The sequence below is a fragment of the Gillisella terrae genome, assembly GCF_004801395.1.
Classification (GTDB): domain Bacteria; phylum Pseudomonadota; class Alphaproteobacteria; order Rhizobiales; family Rhizobiaceae; genus Allorhizobium; species Allorhizobium terrae.
The window spans coordinates 173361-190835 of sequence record NZ_SSOA01000007.1 but is presented as its reverse complement, the minus strand read 5'-3'; the positions used below and the strand labels follow the sequence as shown (position 1 = coordinate 190835).

General features: G+C 55.7%; 19 protein-coding genes. 17 read left to right on the top strand and 2 right to left on the bottom strand.

The genetic code is table 11. From position 1 onward, the window contains the following. Positions 1–101 precede the first annotated feature (101 nt). Together pmtA and pyrF are read left to right on the top strand one after the other, a co-directional pair. Entirely contained in the window at positions 102–695 is a 594-nt protein-coding gene (gene pmtA / locus E6C51_RS14325) for a phospholipid N-methyltransferase PmtA (protein WP_146932302.1), read from the top strand. Positions 696–841: 146 nt separating this feature from the next. Further along, positions 842–1534: an orotidine-5'-phosphate decarboxylase gene (gene pyrF / locus E6C51_RS14320; RefSeq protein ID WP_146932304.1), complete on the top strand. Its 693-nt coding sequence runs from the start codon at positions 842–844 to the stop codon at positions 1532–1534. A 3-nt stretch (positions 1535–1537) separates the two neighbouring features. Here the strand turns inward: pyrF and E6C51_RS14315 are convergent, their stop codons facing one another. Next, on the bottom strand, positions 1538–2635 hold the full coding sequence (locus E6C51_RS14315) for a right-handed parallel beta-helix repeat-containing protein (RefSeq protein WP_190236443.1): 1098 nt from the start codon (positions 2633–2635) through the stop codon (positions 1538–1540). A 240-nt stretch (positions 2636–2875) separates the two neighbouring features. Between E6C51_RS14315 and E6C51_RS14310 the strand changes: the two genes are divergently transcribed. From E6C51_RS14310 to E6C51_RS14300, 3 genes are all read left to right on the top strand, one after another. Beyond that, entirely contained in the window at positions 2876–3163 is a 288-nt protein-coding gene (locus E6C51_RS14310; protein ID WP_146932308.1) for a DUF1330 domain-containing protein, read from the top strand. Between the two features lie 110 nt (positions 3164–3273). Next, positions 3274–4251: a complex I NDUFA9 subunit family protein gene (locus E6C51_RS14305; protein WP_146932310.1), complete on the top strand. Its 978-nt coding sequence runs from the start codon at positions 3274–3276 to the stop codon at positions 4249–4251. A gap of 193 nt (positions 4252–4444) precedes the next feature. Next, the gene (locus E6C51_RS14300) at positions 4445–4597 is read left to right on the top strand and encodes a hypothetical protein (RefSeq protein WP_175577230.1); all 153 of its coding nucleotides are present in this window, start codon (positions 4445–4447) and stop codon (positions 4595–4597) included. A gap of 158 nt (positions 4598–4755) precedes the next feature. Here the strand turns inward: E6C51_RS14300 and E6C51_RS14295 are convergent, their stop codons facing one another. Further along, positions 4756–5562 (bottom strand): undecaprenyl-diphosphate phosphatase, encoded by an 807-nt coding sequence (locus E6C51_RS14295; RefSeq protein ID WP_146932312.1) that lies wholly within the window; start codon positions 5560–5562, stop codon positions 4756–4758. 167 nt (positions 5563–5729) lie between these two features. Here E6C51_RS14295 and E6C51_RS14290 point away from each other — a divergent pair, with 167 nt between their 5' ends. The 12 genes from E6C51_RS14290 to E6C51_RS14235 all read left to right on the top strand — a co-directional run bounded on the left by E6C51_RS14290 (position 5730) and on the right by E6C51_RS14235 (position 17399). Continuing rightward, a complete protein-coding gene (locus E6C51_RS14290; RefSeq protein WP_075639114.1) occupies positions 5730–6422 on the top strand; it encodes a glutathione S-transferase family protein in 693 nt (230 codons plus the stop codon). 27 nt (positions 6423–6449) lie between these two features. Further along, a complete protein-coding gene (queG, locus tag E6C51_RS14285; protein WP_190236442.1) occupies positions 6450–7622 on the top strand; it encodes a tRNA epoxyqueuosine(34) reductase QueG in 1173 nt (390 codons plus the stop codon). Beyond that, positions 7619–8491 (top strand): SDR family oxidoreductase, encoded by an 873-nt coding sequence (locus E6C51_RS14280; RefSeq protein ID WP_190236441.1) that lies wholly within the window; start codon positions 7619–7621, stop codon positions 8489–8491. The genes queG and E6C51_RS14280 overlap by 4 nt, the downstream gene beginning before the upstream one ends. A 385-nt stretch (positions 8492–8876) precedes the next feature. Further along, on the top strand, positions 8877–9200 hold the full coding sequence (locus E6C51_RS14275) for a septal ring lytic transglycosylase RlpA family protein (protein WP_407920815.1): 324 nt from the start codon (positions 8877–8879) through the stop codon (positions 9198–9200). A gap of 67 nt (positions 9201–9267) precedes the next feature. Then, entirely contained in the window at positions 9268–10554 is a 1287-nt protein-coding gene (locus tag E6C51_RS14270; RefSeq protein WP_190236440.1) for an RsmB/NOP family class I SAM-dependent RNA methyltransferase, read from the top strand. A gap of 126 nt (positions 10555–10680) precedes the next feature. Further along, entirely contained in the window at positions 10681–11958 is a 1278-nt protein-coding gene (locus tag E6C51_RS14265) for an imelysin family protein (protein WP_146932325.1), read from the top strand. 84 nt (positions 11959–12042) lie between these two features. Continuing rightward, positions 12043–13536, top strand: a complete 1494-nt coding sequence (locus tag E6C51_RS14260; RefSeq protein ID WP_190236468.1) for a di-heme oxidoreductase family protein — start codon at positions 12043–12045, stop codon at positions 13534–13536. Further along, positions 13533–14666 (top strand): imelysin family protein, encoded by a 1134-nt coding sequence (locus E6C51_RS14255; protein WP_230987313.1) that lies wholly within the window; start codon positions 13533–13535, stop codon positions 14664–14666. Before E6C51_RS14260 ends, E6C51_RS14255 begins: the two co-directional genes overlap by 4 nt. A gap of 5 nt (positions 14667–14671) precedes the next feature. Beyond that, complete coding sequence (locus tag E6C51_RS14250) at positions 14672–15745, top strand: DUF1513 domain-containing protein (protein ID WP_190236466.1); 1074 nt, start codon at positions 14672–14674, stop codon at positions 15743–15745. Positions 15746–15791: 46 nt separating this feature from the next. After that, complete coding sequence (locus E6C51_RS14245) at positions 15792–16244, top strand: TspO/MBR family protein (protein WP_190236439.1); 453 nt, start codon at positions 15792–15794, stop codon at positions 16242–16244. 82 nt (positions 16245–16326) lie between these two features. Next, complete coding sequence (locus E6C51_RS14240) at positions 16327–16764, top strand: PaaI family thioesterase (protein ID WP_146932763.1); 438 nt, start codon at positions 16327–16329, stop codon at positions 16762–16764. Continuing rightward, positions 16761–17399: a 5'-methylthioadenosine/S-adenosylhomocysteine nucleosidase gene (locus E6C51_RS14235; protein ID WP_146932331.1), complete on the top strand. Its 639-nt coding sequence runs from the start codon at positions 16761–16763 to the stop codon at positions 17397–17399. The genes E6C51_RS14240 and E6C51_RS14235 overlap by 4 nt, the downstream gene beginning before the upstream one ends. Positions 17400–17475 lie beyond the last annotated feature (76 nt).

Here is a 17475-nt window from a genome sequence, read left to right as displayed (position 1 = left end):
ACATCTGCGCCATTTTGTCTTGTTTTTGCGACAAATGAAGCGAACATACTGTTAACGCAGCCATGATGGATGCGAGACATACTGTTAGGAGATGGCAGTCCATGAAGTTCAACCTTAAAGAACGGTTTGAAAAGAAATTCGACGAAGAAATCCGCTTCTTCAAGGGTGCCATGAGAGGACCAAAGCAGGTGGGGGCCATTGTGCCAACCTCCGGCATCACCGCACGGCGCATGGCCAGCATCGTCAATCCAGAATCGGGTCTGCCTGTTCTGGAGCTTGGGCCGGGCACTGGCGTTATCACCAAGGCCATTCTGGGCCGGGGCATTGAGCCGGAAAAGCTGGTGTCCGTCGAATATTCGGACGCCTTCTTCAAGCACTTGAAGGCCACCATTCCCGGCGTCAATTTCGTACAGGGAAATGCCTTCGACATCGAAAACACGCTGGGGCCGCTGGCTGGCCTGACCTTTGACTGTGTGATCTCTGCCGTCCCCCTCCTCAATTTCCCCATGCAGGACCGCGTAAAGCTGGTGGAAGACATGCTGGATCGCGTACCTCATGGACGCCCCTTCATGCAGATTTCCTATGGCCCCATGTCGCCAGTGATCGCCAATGGTGGCAGCTATTACGTTCAGCATTTTGATTTTGTGGTCCGCAATATTCCCCCCGCTCAATTGTGGGTCTACCGCCGCCGCTGATGTTGCTGCATAATTCTTTAAACCGGAATCCGGTTTTCCTGGGAAGACAAACTCCAACGCAGCGGTAATCTCCTTGGTTTCCCGCTTGCAGATCGACGCATCTCGTGCGACTTGACGGCCATGGAAGATTGGCAGGGAGATGGCCCATGGATGCGCGAGACCGTTTGATTGTTGGCTTGGACGTACCAAACACGGCACAGGCAGAGACGCTGGTATCAACGCTGGGCGATGATGTGCTGTTTTACAAGATCGGCTATCAGCTGGCCTTTGCTGGCGGTCTGGAGCTGGCGCGCGATCTGGCGCAAAGCGGCAAAAAGATCTTTCTCGATATGAAATTGCTCGACATTGACAACACCATTGCATCCGCCGTGGAAAACATTGTCAAAATGGGCATGACCATGCTGACCCTGCACGCCTACCCCAAAGCCATGAAAGCTGCTGTGGATGCTGCCAAAGGCTCGGATCTCTGCCTGCTCGGCGTGACCGTGTTGACCTCAATGGACAATCAGGATCTCATCGATGCTGGCTATAGCCATGATGCCAAAAGCCTTGTGCTGACCCGCGCAGCCCAGGCCAAAGCGGCAGGCATGGGCGGCATTGTCTGCTCGGCGCAGGAAGCAAATGCGGTGCGCACCATTCTTGGGCCAGACATGGCGCTGGTCACGCCCGGCATTCGCCCGGCAGGATCGGATAATGGCGATCAAAAGCGGGTGATGACACCGGCCCAAGCCTTGATTGCCGGTTCAAGCCATCTGGTAGTGGCACGCCCCATCACCCAGGCCCAAGACCCGAAAGCCGCAGCGCAGGCCATTCTGACTGAGATGCAAGCCGCGCTGTAAGCGTTATTTAGCTTTTTGGCTATTGCCGCTGACGGTATTGTTTTTTCCGTTGTCGCGGATCAACTTGGCATCGCCGCCAACAAGCTGATTGTTGGTGACGATGTTGAAATCGGCAAAGCTGTGGTTATCCGCACCACTACCAAAGGGTGCTGGCGGGTCGTCATTGCAGTAGAAATTCTGCCATGGCTCACGGGCATTCAGCCACACGGCGGGCTTGGGATGCGCCAAATCCTGATACACAAAGCTATTGCCGGAAATCCGATTGTGCTGCGGCGTTTGATGGCGGATTGTTCCGCCCTCGCCGCAGTTGCGATAAAGATAAATGCCGCCGTGCGCCGCATTGGTGAAGCTGTTGTTCTCAATCACGTTGTTTGCAGAACCATCGACGGACAGCACTTCCCTGTTTCTCGTCGTCACATCGAAACGATTGCCCGAAATCACGTTATGGGCGGTTTCCGCATCAAGATAAACACCGGAACCCTTGGTGAAACCACTGATGACCGAATGAGAAAGAGTGACTTTGGTGACCCCCGGTGCAAGATAGACCGGCGTTGGGCCATCGGCAACGATGGTTAAATTGTCCAGCACGATATTGGATGGCGCGGCCGCCTGAGCAAACTCGGTGTGGTTGCGATTGAGCGATGATTGCCGCACATTATCCGCCTCACCATTGATCCCAAGCCCCGAAATGCGAATGGAGCCATAAATGCGGCAATTGCGGATGGTGATATTGCGGGGAACATTCCATTTGCCCTGCTCATCCTGCAACGATCTGATTTGAATGGTTGGCGGTGCATCCTTGGGAACCCGGCCCGGAATACCAATAATGCCACCGTGGCAATCCAGACTTGCGCCGCTGGCGCGCGCACCCAGAAAAGCAAGATCCGTGGTCACCATATCATCGCGCGTTAGCTCAACCTTGCAGGCAACCGGCTGCACCAGCGAAACATCGTCCGGCACGGCGCGCAATGTCTCATACAGCTCGGCCGAACAGGGAACCGCACCCGGCGCACCCCGTGTTGCAGAGGCTGCATCGGCGCTTGCAAAACCCACATTGTGCAGCAGCAGCGCGAGGAACGCGGTGTAAACCGGCTTTGCCATCAATTTTGCCTCTTGCACCCGTGCCAGAATCGACGTGTTTCAACCTATCTCAAAAGCCTTAGAGCTTCAAAGGATTATAGTGCAATGCAAAAACACGAAAGAGCCACCCGCGCTCTTCCATGTCCCCACGTTTTGTCCCCACGTTTTCCGTGACAAACTCTAAGGCGTGATCTTGCGCTATGGCTTGACGTTGGCCTCTATATCACCGATCAAACAAGAGAAAACGAAAGAGGTGATTTGATGGCAAAGGGATATTGGATTGCGCGGGTCGATGTGCGCGACGCCGAGCGCTACAAGGATTATATTTCAACAGCCAAGCCGGCCTTTGAGCGCTATGGTGCGGTTTTTCTGGCGCGCGGCGGCAAAACCGAAGCGGTTGAGGGAAAATCAAGGGCTCGCAATGTGATCATCGAGTTTCCAAGCCTTCAGGATGCGCTCGATTGCTACAACTCGGCTGAATATCAGGCGGCTGTGAAAATCCGTCAGGAAGTGGCCGATGGCGAGATCGTGCTCATCGAAGGGCAGTAAGGGCGAAAGCTGCCCAAAACAGGTGATGATTCTGCTTCACCTCTTGGTGCAATAGCGATAAGAGACAACAAGATGAATTGGTCTGACTATCCGATCCGCAGGAGCTATCTATGACACTCGCAAATCTTCCGCCGCTTGTTACTGTTTTCGGTGGCTCCGGCCTCGTCGGTCGGCACGTGGTGCGGGTTCTGGCGCAGCGTGGCTATCGTGTGCGCGTGGCTGTGCGCCGCCCCGATCTCGCTGGCTTTGTGCTGCCCTTTGGCAATGTCGGCCAGATTTCTCTGTCGCAGGCCAATTTGCGCTACAAGGACAGCGTGATCAAGGCCGTCGAAGGCGCGTCTTTCGTTGTCAATTGCGTTGGCATCCTGATGGAATCCGGCCGCAACAAGTTTGATGCCGTGCAGGATTTTGGGGCGCGAACGGTTGCCGAAGCAACCGCGGCCGCTGGTGCCAAGCTCGTGCATATTTCGGCCATCGGTGCAGATTCCAAATCAAAATCGGCCTATGCCGCCAGCAAGGGCCGTGGCGAAGAGGCCATCCTCAAGGTGCTGCCCGATGCCATCATCATGCGCCCCTCGATTGTTTTTGGCCCGGAAGACAATTTCTTCAATAAATTTGCCGCCATGGCCCGCATTGCCCCCTTCCTGCCGCTGATTGGCGGTGGCCAGACAAAATTCCAGCCGATCTTTGTGGAAGATCTTGCGCAAGCCGTGGGCAAAGCGGTTGATGGCCAGATCAAGGCTGGCATTTACGAACTGGGTGGCCCGGAAGTTCTGACCTTCAAGCAATGTCTTGAGGAAATGCTGCGGGTGGTGGATCGTCAGAACCCGCTGGTTTCGATCTCTTTTGGCATGGCATCTTTCATCGCGGGCGTCGCATCCGCCATTCCGCTGATCACGCCACCTCTGACCAATGATCAGCTGACACTTCTCAAGAGCGACAATGTTGTGTCGGCAGCCGCCAAGGCTGAAGGGCGCACATTGGAAGGTCTTGGCATCCATGGCCGCTCCGTCTCGGCTGTGCTGCCATCCTATCTGGTGCATTTCCGTCCCAAGGGCCAATACAGCCGCACTGGTAAAGCGGCCTGAACCTCCACTTTTGTTGCGTCTTCTGTGCCAGCGTTGCACAAAAGACGCACCCTTGAATTAGTTCGATTAACGGCTGATTCAGCGCATTCTGCTATTGAAGTTGAAAGAAGCCCTGCGTAAACACAGGTCAGCGTTCGGGGCTTCCACATCATGCGCCGCGCCATCAATTTCGATCTTTTGAGGTTCTTTTTTCATGGGCAAGTCTATCGCACTGTTTTTCGCGTGTGCGGCTTTGGTAATCCTCGCTGGCTCCTTCGTGGCACCCACAACGGTTGCCGCCCGCAAGGGAAATTGCACGCCAGCTTATGGTGTTGATCCGTGCAGCACGGGCTCGATTACCCGCTAAGCACAGGCGTCGCGGTCGGTTGTTTTCAAAACGGCCACAGCCGGATCAGTTTAGTCTCTCTTGTCGCAAGATTGCCTTAGGCAGATATGGCTTTACAGCCCAAAAGTGGCCCGCTTGATGCGGGCCTTTTTGTGATCTTCATCTGCTTTATCAATGACTTAGCCGTAGATTTGCAGCGCAATCAGGCCAACCACGCCGACACCAATGCGCCACCAGGCAAAGGGTGTGTAGCCGCGCTTTGAGACGAAATCCAACAGGCCGCGCACCACAAACAAGGCCGAAATAAAGGCGGCGATAAAGCCAATCCCGATCAACATGCCGTCATCCATGCTCAACGCATTGCGATTTTTGTAGAGATCCAGCACGAAAGCGCCCAACATGGTGGGCATGGCCAGAAAGAAGGAAAATTCTGCGGCAGAACGCTTGTCTGTGCCCATCAGCAGGGAGCCGACAATGGTGGCACCGGAACGGGATGTGCCGGGAATCATGGCCAGGCATTGGAAAAAGCCAATTTTCAACGCCAGCGACAGAGGATAATCCATCACATCGGTGTAGCGCGGTGTGAATGCCATGCGATCAACGATGAGAAGAATGACCCCACCAACAATCAGCATGATGCAGATCAGCATCGGCGTCTCAAACAGCACCGCCTTGATATAATCATGAGCGATGGCACCAATGACGGCGGCTGGCAAAAAGGCAACCAGAACAGCCAGAACAAAGTGGCGACTGCGCGGATTGCTCGGCAAGGAAAAGGCGATAGACAATAATTTCTGGATATAAACGGTGAGAATGGCCAGAATGGCACCCAACTGAATCAGCACTGCAAATGTATTGCCCGGCGATTTAAATCCCAGAAATTGACCGGCCAGAAGCACATGCGCCGTGGATGAAACCGGTATGAATTCCGTCAATCCTTCGATAAGACCAAGAATGAGAGCACTGATGATCGATTGATCTTCCATGGATTGTCCTTTTGATAGGCGTGACAAGGCAAGCGATTCGCCTGTATGACGAAACCATACTGCTATAGACGCAAGCTGGCGCTTATGTGAACGAGACACACATCCGCCAAAATACGTAAACTGTAAAACACCACACGATCAACGCCCTAACCGGACATCAGCCAGCAATGCCCACTTTATATCACCATCCCATGTCAACAACGTCGCGTTTTGTCCGATTGATCCTGTCTGAATACGGCTTTCAGGCAGATCTGGTCGAAGAGCAGACCTGGGAAAAGCGTCGGGAATTCCTCAACCTCAACCCGGCTGGCACGCTGCCAGTCTATGTTGACGATAATATGCGCACACTGTGCGGTGCGACGGTGATTTCCGAATTTCTCGATGAAACCCATGGTGTTTTGAAGCGTGATCGTCGCCTTTTGGCCGAAGACCCGTTCCAGCGGGCCGAAATTCGCCGTCTGGTCGACTGGTTTTTGCAAAAAATGGAACAGGACGTCACCCGGCCTTTGGCGCGCGAGCGGGTGTTCAAGCTGCAAATTCCCAATGGTCTGGGTGGCGGCGCGCCCGATTCAAAAGTGCTGCGCACGGCGCGCGGCAATGTGCGCCAGCATATGAAATATCTCAGCTGGCTGGCTGGCTCGCGCACATGGCTTGCTGGTGATCGCCTCAGCTATGGTGATCTGGCCGCGGGCGCTGCCATCTCCGTTCTGGATTATCTCGGCGAGATCGATTGGTCTGAATCGCCCATTGCCAAGGATTGGTATCAGCGTTTGAAATCACGCCCGTCGTTTCGCCCGCTTTTGGCTGAGCGCGTGCGCGGCCTGACCCCTGTGTCGCATTACGCTGATCTGGACTTTTGACGAAGCCATTGTTGATGGAGATCGGCCATGCCGCATGACCGCAACAGCGACCGGGCGGCCGAAAAAGCAACCGAGAAGCGGCGCAAGCTCACCGCTTTTCTGCAACAGGAAGCGACAGACAAAGGCTTTGATGTCTGTCGCATCACCGCCCCCGACAGAATTCCCCAAGCCCCGGCGCGGCTCGAGGAATTTCTGGCCGCCAACCATCATGGCACCATGGCATGGATGAGCGAAACCAAAGAGCGCCGGGCGGACCCGCGCGTGCTGTGGTCTGATGTGCGTTCCATCGTGATGTTTGGCCTTAACTATGGCCCCGACAGCGACCCACGCGCCTTGCAAGACCAGCCGGAAAAAGCCGCCATCTCGGTTTACGCCCGCAATCGCGACTATCACGACATTATCAAAGGCAAGCTGAAAGAGGTTGCCACCCGCTTTGCCGCCCGTGCAGGCGAAGATGTGAAAGTGTTTGTCGATACTGCACCTGTGATGGAAAAGCCGCTGGCAGAAGCTGCCGGGCTCGGCTGGCAGGGCAAGCATACCAATCTGGTCAGCCGCACCTTCGGCTCCTGGCTGTTTTTGGGCAGCCTGTTTACTACTGCCGATCTGGAGATCGATGCGCGTGAGCGCGACCATTGCGGCTCTTGCCGGTCCTGTCTGGATGCCTGTCCGACCGATGCTTTTCCGGCCCCCTATCAAATTGATGCGCGCCGCTGCATCTCTTATCTGACCATTGAACACAAGGGCGTGATTGATCGTGCGCTTCGCCCCGCCTTTGGCAATCGCATCTATGGCTGCGATGACTGTCTGGCCGCCTGTCCGTGGAACAAGTTCGCCAGCCTGTCACGCGAGATGAAATTGCACGCCAGAGCCGATTTGCAGGCACCCGACATTGCCTTTTTCCTCACACTGGATGATGCCGCTTTTCGCAATCATTTCAGCGGCTCGCCCGTCAAGCGCATCGGGCGCGACCGTTTTGTGCGCAATACATTGATTGCGGCGGGCAATTCCGCCATCCGCGCATTGATACCGCAGTGTCAGGCGCTGCTGAATGACGCCTCACCAGATGTGCGCGGCATGGCGGTCTGGGCATTGTCCCGCCTGATGTCACCTTCAGATTTTAAAAACCTTGCCCTATATGGTTCCAGCGAACCCGATGAAGATGTTCGCAACGAGTGGCGTGACGCAGGAGTGCAACAATGACTCTATTGATTTTCGGAGCTGGATATTCCGGCAAGGCCATTGGTCAGCGCTTTTTGCAAGAAGGCCACACGGTTTTTGGCACCAGCCGTTCATCCGACAAGTCGAAGGCACTGGCAGAACTCGGCATCAACCCGCTGGTGTTTGATGGCGAACTGCTTTCGCCGGTTCTGCTGGCTGCCATGGAAACCACCACCCATCTGGTGCAGTCTATTGCGCCGGGTGCCGATGGTGATCCGGTGCTGCGCTTGACGCAAGGTGATCTCAAAGCCGTCATGCCCAATCTGCAATGGATCAGCTATCTCTCCACTGTGGGCGTTTACGGCGACCACGGTGGCGCGTGGGTGGATGAAGACACGCCATGCAAACCCGTTTCCGTGCGCTCCAAGGAGCGGGTTGAGGCCGAAAATGCCTGGTGTGCAGCCGCAAAGCAGGCCGATGTTCCGCTGGCAACTTTGCGCCTGTCGGGCATTTACGGCCCCGGACGCAATGGCTTGCTCAACCTTGCCCAAGGCACCGCCCGCAGGCTGGTCAAAAAAGATCAGGTCTTTAATCGCATTCGAGTGGAAGACATTGCCAGCGCCACCCTGTTTTTGGCGATGCGCAAGGCCGATGGCATCTTCAATATCACCGACCATGAACCAGCCCCGCCGCAGGATGTCGTCACAGAAGCCGCCCGGCTGATGGGCATTGAACCGCCCCCGGAACTGCCGTTTGAAACCGCCGAACTCTCGCCCATGGCGCGCTCGTTTTATGGCGAGAACAAGCGGGTGAAGAACGACAAAATCCGCGCCCTTGGCTTCACCTTTGCCTATCCCGATTACCGGGTTTCGCTTGCGCAATTGTGGGCTTTGCAACGTCCGCAAGAGTAGGATTTGCACTTTCATTCCCGAAATGTGGCAAAAGTGGCAGAAATATTGCGCTGCTGCCTTATATTTTTTCCAATCAAGGCGGCATTCAAGGCATTTTATTTTGGCCTTTGAAAAAATATTTTGTGATCGCCATTTAAAACCATAGTGCGCAATATTTTTGCGCATTTCCGCTGATTTTAAACAGTTTTTCTAAAACCTTACCAAGCCGTTAAACCGCAACCATCATCACAAATATATCTTAACGTAACATTCCGTGATTACGTGAGGCACTTTTTTGCCATTTTTGACCACCTTTAAGCGTTCCCACGCAAAAAACGCCTCAAGAATTGAAAATGGGAATGTAATTTTGGTATCATCAAGCAGATCGTTTGTAACAGTCGCAGCTATTTCCACCCTCGTTGCTTTGGCACCTTGGCAAGCATTTGCTGCAACCTCCTGCGGAGGGGCTTCCTGGTACGCCGAACACTCGCGCACTGCTTCGGGTGAACATATGAACCCAAGCAAGTTGACTGCCGCCCACAAGACCCTGCCCTTCGGCACGCAGGTGAAAGTCACCAATCGCAAAAACGGCAAAACCGTTGTGGTGCGGATCAATGACCGTGGACCGTTTATCAAGGGTCGCGTGTTGGATCTTTCCAAGGCTGCTGCTGCCAATCTTGGCATGGTTGCCAGCGGCACCGGCAAAGTCTGTTATGAGTTGATTGGCTGATACTGCTTGCTCATGGCTGCATTCCCCGCTACCACGCAAAGTCTGACGGGTTAACACGGAGAAGACCATGCGTTTGGGCGGACGGCTTGCAGGAGCCATTGAAGTATTGGGCGATATTGAAACGCGGCGCAGGCCCGTTGCCGATTGCCTCAAGGATTGGGGTCTTGCCCATCGGTTTGCAGGCTCAGGCGATCGCGCCGCCATCGGCAATATTGTCTATGACGCGCTGCGCATGAGATCATCTCACGCCTATATGATGGATGACGATAGCCCAACAGCTTTGGCCTATGCCGTTCTGTTGCGGCAATGGGGCTATTCGCTTGAGAGTTTGGCTGAAGCCCTTGAAGGTGATACCTATGCACCAACACCGCTGACCGAGAGCCAGACAGAAGCATTTCTGGCCCGCGATTTGACCCATGCACCTCTCTGTGTGCAGGGCGATATTCCGGATTGGGTCGTCCCCTCCTTTGAAGCTGCCTTTGGCGAAAATTGGCTGGAAGAGGCCAAAGCACTGGCCTTGCGCCCAAGCCTTGATTTACGCGTCAACACTTTGAAGGCCAAACGCGAAAAGGTGCTGAAAGCGCTGGAGCGCTCCAATGTAAAGCCAGCCGCCCAGTCCAGCCTTGGTATTCGCGTTGAGGCGGGCGAAGGTGCTTCGCGCCTTCCCAATGTTACAGCCGAACTTGCCTTTCAAAAAGGCTGGTTTGAAGTGCAGGACGAAGGCTCACAGCTGGTATCGCAACTGGTGGAGCCAAGCGACACTGATCAGGTGCTGGATTTTTGCGCAGGCGGTGGTGGCAAAACGCTGGCCATGGCGGCTGCCATGCACAACAAGGGCCAGGTGCACGCCTTTGACAGCGACCGTAAACGCCTTGCACCGATTATCGAGCGCCTCAAGCGTGCTGGCACCCATAATGTGCAGGTGCATGACAATATCAAAGCGCTGCAAGCCCTGCTTGGGCGCTTCAGCAAGGTTTTGGTTGATGCGCCCTGCACCGGCACTGGCACATGGCGTCGTCGCCCCGATACCAAATGGCGCCTCACAGAGCGCAGCGTGCAAGAGCGCGTCGAGCAGCAAAAGCAGGCGCTGGATGAAGCCGCGACCTATGTGCGGCCCGGTGGCGAGCTGGTCTATGTGACCTGCTCGGTTCTGCCAGAGGAAAATGATCGTCAGATTGAAGCGTTTTTGGAAAGCCATCCCGATTTTACCGCCGTTCCAATGGTGGAGCGCTGGAACAGCGTGATTGGCGATGCGGCAGCAAAGCCCGTTTCGCAAAATGGTACGAGCCTGACGCTCAGCCCGGCAACAACCGGAACGGATGGCTTCTTTTTTGCAAAACTGAAGCGCGCATAAATATAAGCGCCAAGATGAATACCCTCAATCTTGAGGGTATTCATGATTATTTGACACCAGTTTAATTTTGCGCCATGACAGGCCATCCATCAAGAAAAGGTGCCAGAAGGCACCAAAGGAGAGGGCATGTCACGACCATTCATGATCAGCGCCGGATTGGCGCTGTTCGTTGCGCACGCAAGTCTTGCAGCACCTGCAACCCCCACACCGACACCAGACGCTGTTTTGAAGCATTACGCCGATGTGGCTGAGGCCAAATATTCGGACTCGCTGACCACAGCCAAGACCCTGGATGCGGCCATTGATGCTTTGTTGGCCAAGCCCAGCAAGAGCACGCTCAACAAGGCCCGGTCTGCATGGATCAAGGCGCGCGTGCCTTATCAGCAATCCGAGGTCTATCGCTTTGGCAACAAGATCGTGGATGACTGGGAAGGCAAGGTCAACGCATGGCCGCTGGACGAAGGTTTGATCGATTATGTTGACAAATCCTATGGCACCGAGAGCGACACCAATGCCCTTTACACCGCCAATGTGATTGCCAACAAGACCATCAAGATCGACGGCAAGGACGTAGACGCCTCCAATCTGACGCCCGATTTTCTGGCCAACACCCTGCACGAAGCGGGCAAAGTGGAAGCCAATGTAGCAACCGGCTATCACGCCATCGAGTTTCTGCTGTGGGGGCAGGATTTGAACGGCACCGGTCCCGGCGCTGGCAATCGTCCTTACACCGATTATGACTTGAAAAATTGCACTGGTGGCAATTGTGACCGCCGCGCCCAATATCTGAAATCAGCCTCGACCTTGCTGGTGGCCGATCTTCAGGAAATGGTGGATGCGTGGAAGCCGGAAGGCGAAGCCACCAAGACTTTGCTGGCCGATCCGCAAGCCGGTCTCAAGGCTATTCTGACCGGCATGGGCTCGCTGTCTTACGGCGAACTGGCGGGTGAGCGCATGAAGCTGGGCCTGCTGCTGCATGATCCCGAAGAAGAGCATGATTGCTTCTCGGACAACACCTATAATTCGCATTATTACGATGCCGCGGGCATTCGCGAAGCCTATACCGGCAAATACACCCGCGTTGACGGCACCAAGATGACCGGCCCATCGCTGTCTGATCTGGTGGCCGCCAAGGACAAGAAGCTCGACAAGGAAATGCGCTCCAAGCTCAACACCACCATGAAAGCCATGACGGCCATGGTCAAGCGCGGCAAGACAATCGAGCATTACGACCAGATGATTGCGGAAGGCAACAAGGACGGCAATGCCACCGTACAGGCTGGTATTGACGGTTTGATTGATCAGACCAAGTCAATCCAGCGCGTGGTTGCCGCCCTCGATCTGGGTGAAGTGAAGATGGAAGGCTCCGACAGCCTGGACAATCCAAGCGCGGTGTTCAAATAAGCATATTTATGGTCGCCATCCCCATTGGGATGGCGACTATTTTCGACAAGGAAGCCCATTTTGCGGCGATTTTCTCTCACCCCAATGTTGTTGAGCATCGTCTTGTTGACCGGCTTGGCCACCACCGCGCTTGCGGCAGACCCGCGCCCTGACCTCACCCCAACAGAGGCAGACCGCGTGAGCGCTGTGACCGCACCAACCGACGATTTTTCCAAGCCTGAGCCGTTTGAAGCCATGACGGCAGGAGCCGCAACCTTTACCGGCAAAGCCACGCGCAATGCTTTTGGCCATCCGCTGGCCAATCTGAGCTTCGATCAACAGCAATCCTTTGTGCTGGGCCAAGCCCTGTTTCAGAAATTCTGGGTATCCTCCCCGTCATCGACGCAGGCCTCTGACGGGCTTGGGCCGCTGTTTAACGCGCGCTCCTGCGAAAGCTGCCATATTCGGGCCGGCAGAGGCCATGCACCGCAGGCTGACGGCGATGCGACATCGATGTTTTTGCGACTTGCCCGCCCTGCCCGCAATGATGCGGAAAAGGCAGATATTGCCGCTTTGAAAGTGCTGAACTTTGCCGATGACACCTACGGCCAACAGCTTCAGGACCGGGCCGTGCCGGGCCTTCGCGCCGAAGGGCAAGTGAGCGTGCATTATAGCGATGAAAAGGTGCAGCTTGCGGGCGGCGAGATCATCACCTTGCGGCGACCTCACTATGGTGTGAAAAATCTGGCCTATGGACCGCTGGGGTCCGACACCACGCTTTCGCCGCGCATTGCCAACCCGATGATTGGCATGGGCCTGATTGAAGCGATTGCCGATCAGGATATTGAGGCCAATGCTGACAACCAAAAGCGCGACGGCAAGGGCATTTCCGGCACCGTGGCAAAGGTGCGGGACCACCTGACCGGCGAGATCAAAATTGGCCGCTTCGGCTGGAAGGCCCAGAATGCCACAGTGCGCGACCAGAGCGCTGGCGCGCTGGCCGGTGACATTGGCATTTCATCGCCGGATGATCCGCGCCACTGGGGGGATTGCACCGCCAAACAAACGGCCTGCCTTGCGCTGCCCAATGGGGTGCAACCACGTCTGGGCTCCGTTGAAGCGCCACCACCCGTGCTTGATCTCATGACCTTTTACAGCGAGACACTCAGCCCGCCCAAGCGCCGTAATGTCAGTGCCGCTGATGTTCTACAAGGCAAGGCGCTGTTTTATGCGTCCGGCTGCACCATTTGCCACAGGCCGAAATATGTGACGCGGCGCGATGTCAGCAATCCGGCGCTGGCCTTTCAGCTGATTTGGCCTTATTCCGATTTTCTGCTGCATGACATGGGAGAGGGTTTGGCCGATGGACAGCAGGTTGGCCTTGCAGATGGCCGCCAATGGCGCACGCCGCCGCTTTGGGGGCTTGGCCTGACCAAGGCCGTCAACGGCTCCCAGGCCTATTTACACGATGGCCGAGCCGCCACCCTGCCAGAAGCCATCCTGTGGCATGGCGGCGAAGCCAAGGCCGCCCGTGACAGATTTGCATCCATGGTGCCGGATGATCGCAAGGCACTGATCCGTTTTTTGGAGTCGCTATGATGCGTTTTACCCTGCCCCTCTCCGCCGCTTCTTTTGCCGCCTGCACCCTGGCTGCTTTTGTCGCAGCCACCGCCCCACTTCATGCCGAAGAGCCTGCCGCCCATGCAGGCCAGCTGCAAACGGCGGCCGTGCCTGCGGTGATGGAAAAGGTGGTGGATGGTTTTATTCGCCCCGGCTACCGCCATTTTCATTCAAGTGCTTCAGCCCTCCACACATCCATGACCAATTTGTGTGCTGCGCCATCGGAGAGCAATTTCATTGCCGCCAAAGCCGCCTTTACCGAGGCGGTCAAGGCTTGGGGGCATATTGAAATTGTGCGGGTTGGGCCGGTGATTGAGGACAACCGCTTTGAGCACATTCTGTTTTATCCCGATCGCAAGGGTCTGGCGCTGAAGCAAATTCAGGCGGCCATTGCTTCAGACGATAAAAGCTACACCCAGTCAGAGAGCCTGCGGCAAAAAAGTGTGGCGATACAGGGCTTGGGCGCGCTGGACTATGTGCTGTTCGGCACCGGAGCGGGCAGCCTGCCAAAAGACAAGAGCAATTTCCGCTGCCTCTATGGCGCGGCCATTGCTGGCAATGTGGACACCATGGCCGCCACACTCTCCTCACTTTGGGACCAGCCCGGCGGCATTCAGGACGCCTGGAAAAAGCCGGGCCCGGACAATGACACTTTCCGCGATGCCCCTGAGGCCGTTACCGGCCTGCTTGGTATTTTGGTGCATGGCACAGAAGCGGTGCGCGATGAGCGGATTGAAACCTTCTATAAGCCCGCCAGCAACAAAATTGCCCCCAAACAGGCCATTTTCTGGCGCTCCAGCCTGACTTTTGTCAGTCTCAGCGCCAATATTGAGGGTGTGCGTGATCTGTTGACCAAGGCTGATGTTGCCTCCCTGCTGCCTGCCGACAAGCGCGGCATTGTCAGCAACGTCACCAAGCTTGCCGACCAGTTCATCAATACTGCCAGCAGCATCACACCCGATGTGCAAATGGCCGTCACCCGCGATGAAGACAAAGCCAAATTGCAAAGCCTGTTGAAAGATAGCCGCACCATGATCACCGATCTCAGCGATGGGGTGGGCGGTGGTGTTGGCCTTACCGCTGGCTTTTCCTTTGCGGATGGGGATTGATCACCATGAAGGGTGCCTTGATGGATCGGCGGCATTTTCTCAAAGCCGCTGGTATCGCCTATCTCGCCGGGCTGGCGGAAGCGCGGGCTGAAACGCTGGTGCGCACCGATGCCGTCTATGCCTCCGGCTTTCGGGCGGCCAATGGCACATTTGGCGCGGCCTTGGTGAGCGAAGAAGGCGTGATCGTCTCTCAGATCACCTTGCCCGGCCGCGCCCATGGTTTAGCCTCCAGCGCCGATAAGGTGGTGGCCTTTGCCCGCCGCCCTGGCACCTTTGCTTTCGTGTTTGACAGGCAAAATCGCAAAAAGCCGATTGTGATCAATTCTCCGGCGGATCGGCATTTCTATGGTCACGGGCATTTCTCACCGGATGGACGCATTCTCTATGCCAGCGAGAATGATTTTGAGGCCAATCGTGGTGTGATTGGCCTCTATGATGCCACCGATGGTTTTCGGCGCATGGCGGAGTTTTCATCCTACGGTATTGGCCCGCATGATATGGGCGTCAGCGATGATGGCCGCCTGCTGATCATTGCCAATGGCGGCATTGAAACCCACCCGGATTTTGGCCGCACCAAGCTGAATCTCGACCATATGCAGCCCTCTCTGGTGCTTGTGGAGGCCAAAACCGGGGCGCTGATTGAAAAGCACGAGATGCCAGCCGAGCTGCGCCAGCTCTCGACTCGCCATATCGCTGTCGATGCCAAGGGGCGGATCTGGTTTGCCTGCCAATATCAGGGACCGCGCAATGATCTGCCGCCGCTGGTGGGCCATTTCGCACCGGGCGATGGCCTGCGTTGGCTGAACCTACCGGATGAAATCACCGACGGACTTGCCAATTATGTCGGAGCCATTGCCGTCAACCGACGCGATGGGCTGGTGGGGATAAGCTCGCCCATTCGCGGTTTGAGTGTCTCCCTTGATGCCGAGACCGGAAAAGTGATTGCGCGGATGCCGCTCAAGGACGCGGCGGGCATTGCCCCTGCCGTCCATGGCTTTGCCACTTCCAGCTATGACGGGCAGTTCGTTACGCCGCACTCCAACATCAACTGGGATCAGCACATCATCCGCCTGAGTTGATTTTTCGGTCTTTCCTTCACAGCAAGGTGGCGTTACATAAAGATCCATGCGCACTGCCTGGATCAATCTCGCCTTCATCATCATCACCACCGGTATCGGGGTGTTGATTGGCTTTGCCAATCTTCCCGGCAGTTGGTACGCAAGCCTGGTCAAACCCGCCTTCAACCCGCCAAACTGGGTTTTTGGCCCAGTATGGAGTGTGCTCTATGTGCTGGCGGGCGTAGCAGGCGGACGCATCTGGCAGCGGGCTAAAACCTCAAATGTCATGGTCTTGTGGTTTTTGCAGATGGCCTTGAACTTCAGCTGGTCACCGGCCTTTTTCGGCATGCAGGACATCGGCCTTGCTCTGGTGATCATTCTGGCTCTGCTGTCGCTGATCTTTGCTTTTATCTGGCAGGCCAGACGGCTGGATAAAATCGCGACCCTTTGTTTTGTGCCCTATGCTGCCTGGGTATCGTTCGCAACAGTGTTGAATCTGGCGCTTTATCTGCTGAATTAACCGATCCTTCCGTTCCTGTCTTGCCTCAAACCCTGTGTCATGCCAAATGGCTACAACGTGACAGAAGTGGCGGCGAGACATGATGGATGACAATGTCCAAACGCGGATAAAGGCAAGCTTTGCGCGCCAGGGAGCGATGCAGACCATTGGGGCCGAGCTGACCCAGATCGGCCATAAAATGGTCGAGATCGAGCTTTCCTTCCATGACAAGCTCACCCAGCAACATGGCTTTCTCCACGCCGGCGTCATCTCAGCCGCCCTTGATACCGCTTGCAGCTATGCCGCCTACACTGTGATTGCCAATGATGCGTCGCTGCTGACCATAGAATTCAAGGTCAACATGATGTCGCCCGGACGTGGTGATCGTTTTTTGTTTCGCGGTGAAATTACCAAGCCCGGCTCCACCATTATTGTGGCCGATGGCCGTGGCTACGCCATTGGCGATGGCCCCGCAAAATTGATTGCCTCCATGACCAGCACGCTGATGGTCATTCGGGGGCGTGAGGATATTCGTGAATGACATTTGAACTGAAATCGGCTTCCGGTAAATCCATTCTGTTCATCATGGCCGTGGACGCCGAATATGGCCCGTTTTTGCGCTCCCGCATTGCGCCTTTGATGACCGGCGTTGGTCCGGTGGAGGCTTCTATTGTCACCACCAAGGCGCTGCTGGCGCTGGACGCTGCCGGCACCTTGCCGGATCTGGTCGTCTCGCTTGGCTCGGCAGGGTCTGCCAAACTAGAGCAAACCCAGGTTTATCAGGCCTCCTCCGTTGCCTATCGCGATATGGATGCCTCGCCTTTGGGGTTTGAGAAAGGCAAGACGCCCTTTCTCGATTTGCCGCCGGTTGTGGAATTGCCCTTGCGCATTCCCGGCATTGCTGCGGCCAGCCTCTCCACCGGCGGCAATATTGTCTCAGGTGCCGCCTATGATGGCATTGAAGCGGACATGGTCGATATGGAAACATTTGCGGTCATGCGCGTGTGCCATATGTTCAACCGCCCGCTGATTGGCCTTCGCGGCATTTCCGATGGCAAATCAGAACTTACCCATGTGAATGACTGGACCGAATACCTGCACATCATCGACCGCAAGCTCGCTGATGCCGTGGATAGCTTGATCAAGGCGCTGGAAGAGGGCGTTTTCTGGTTTTGATCCCGCCGATCTTCGGTTTTTTATGACTGTAACGATTTCTCAATTGCCAGATGCGGCAGTTTTCTTTAAAGGCTCG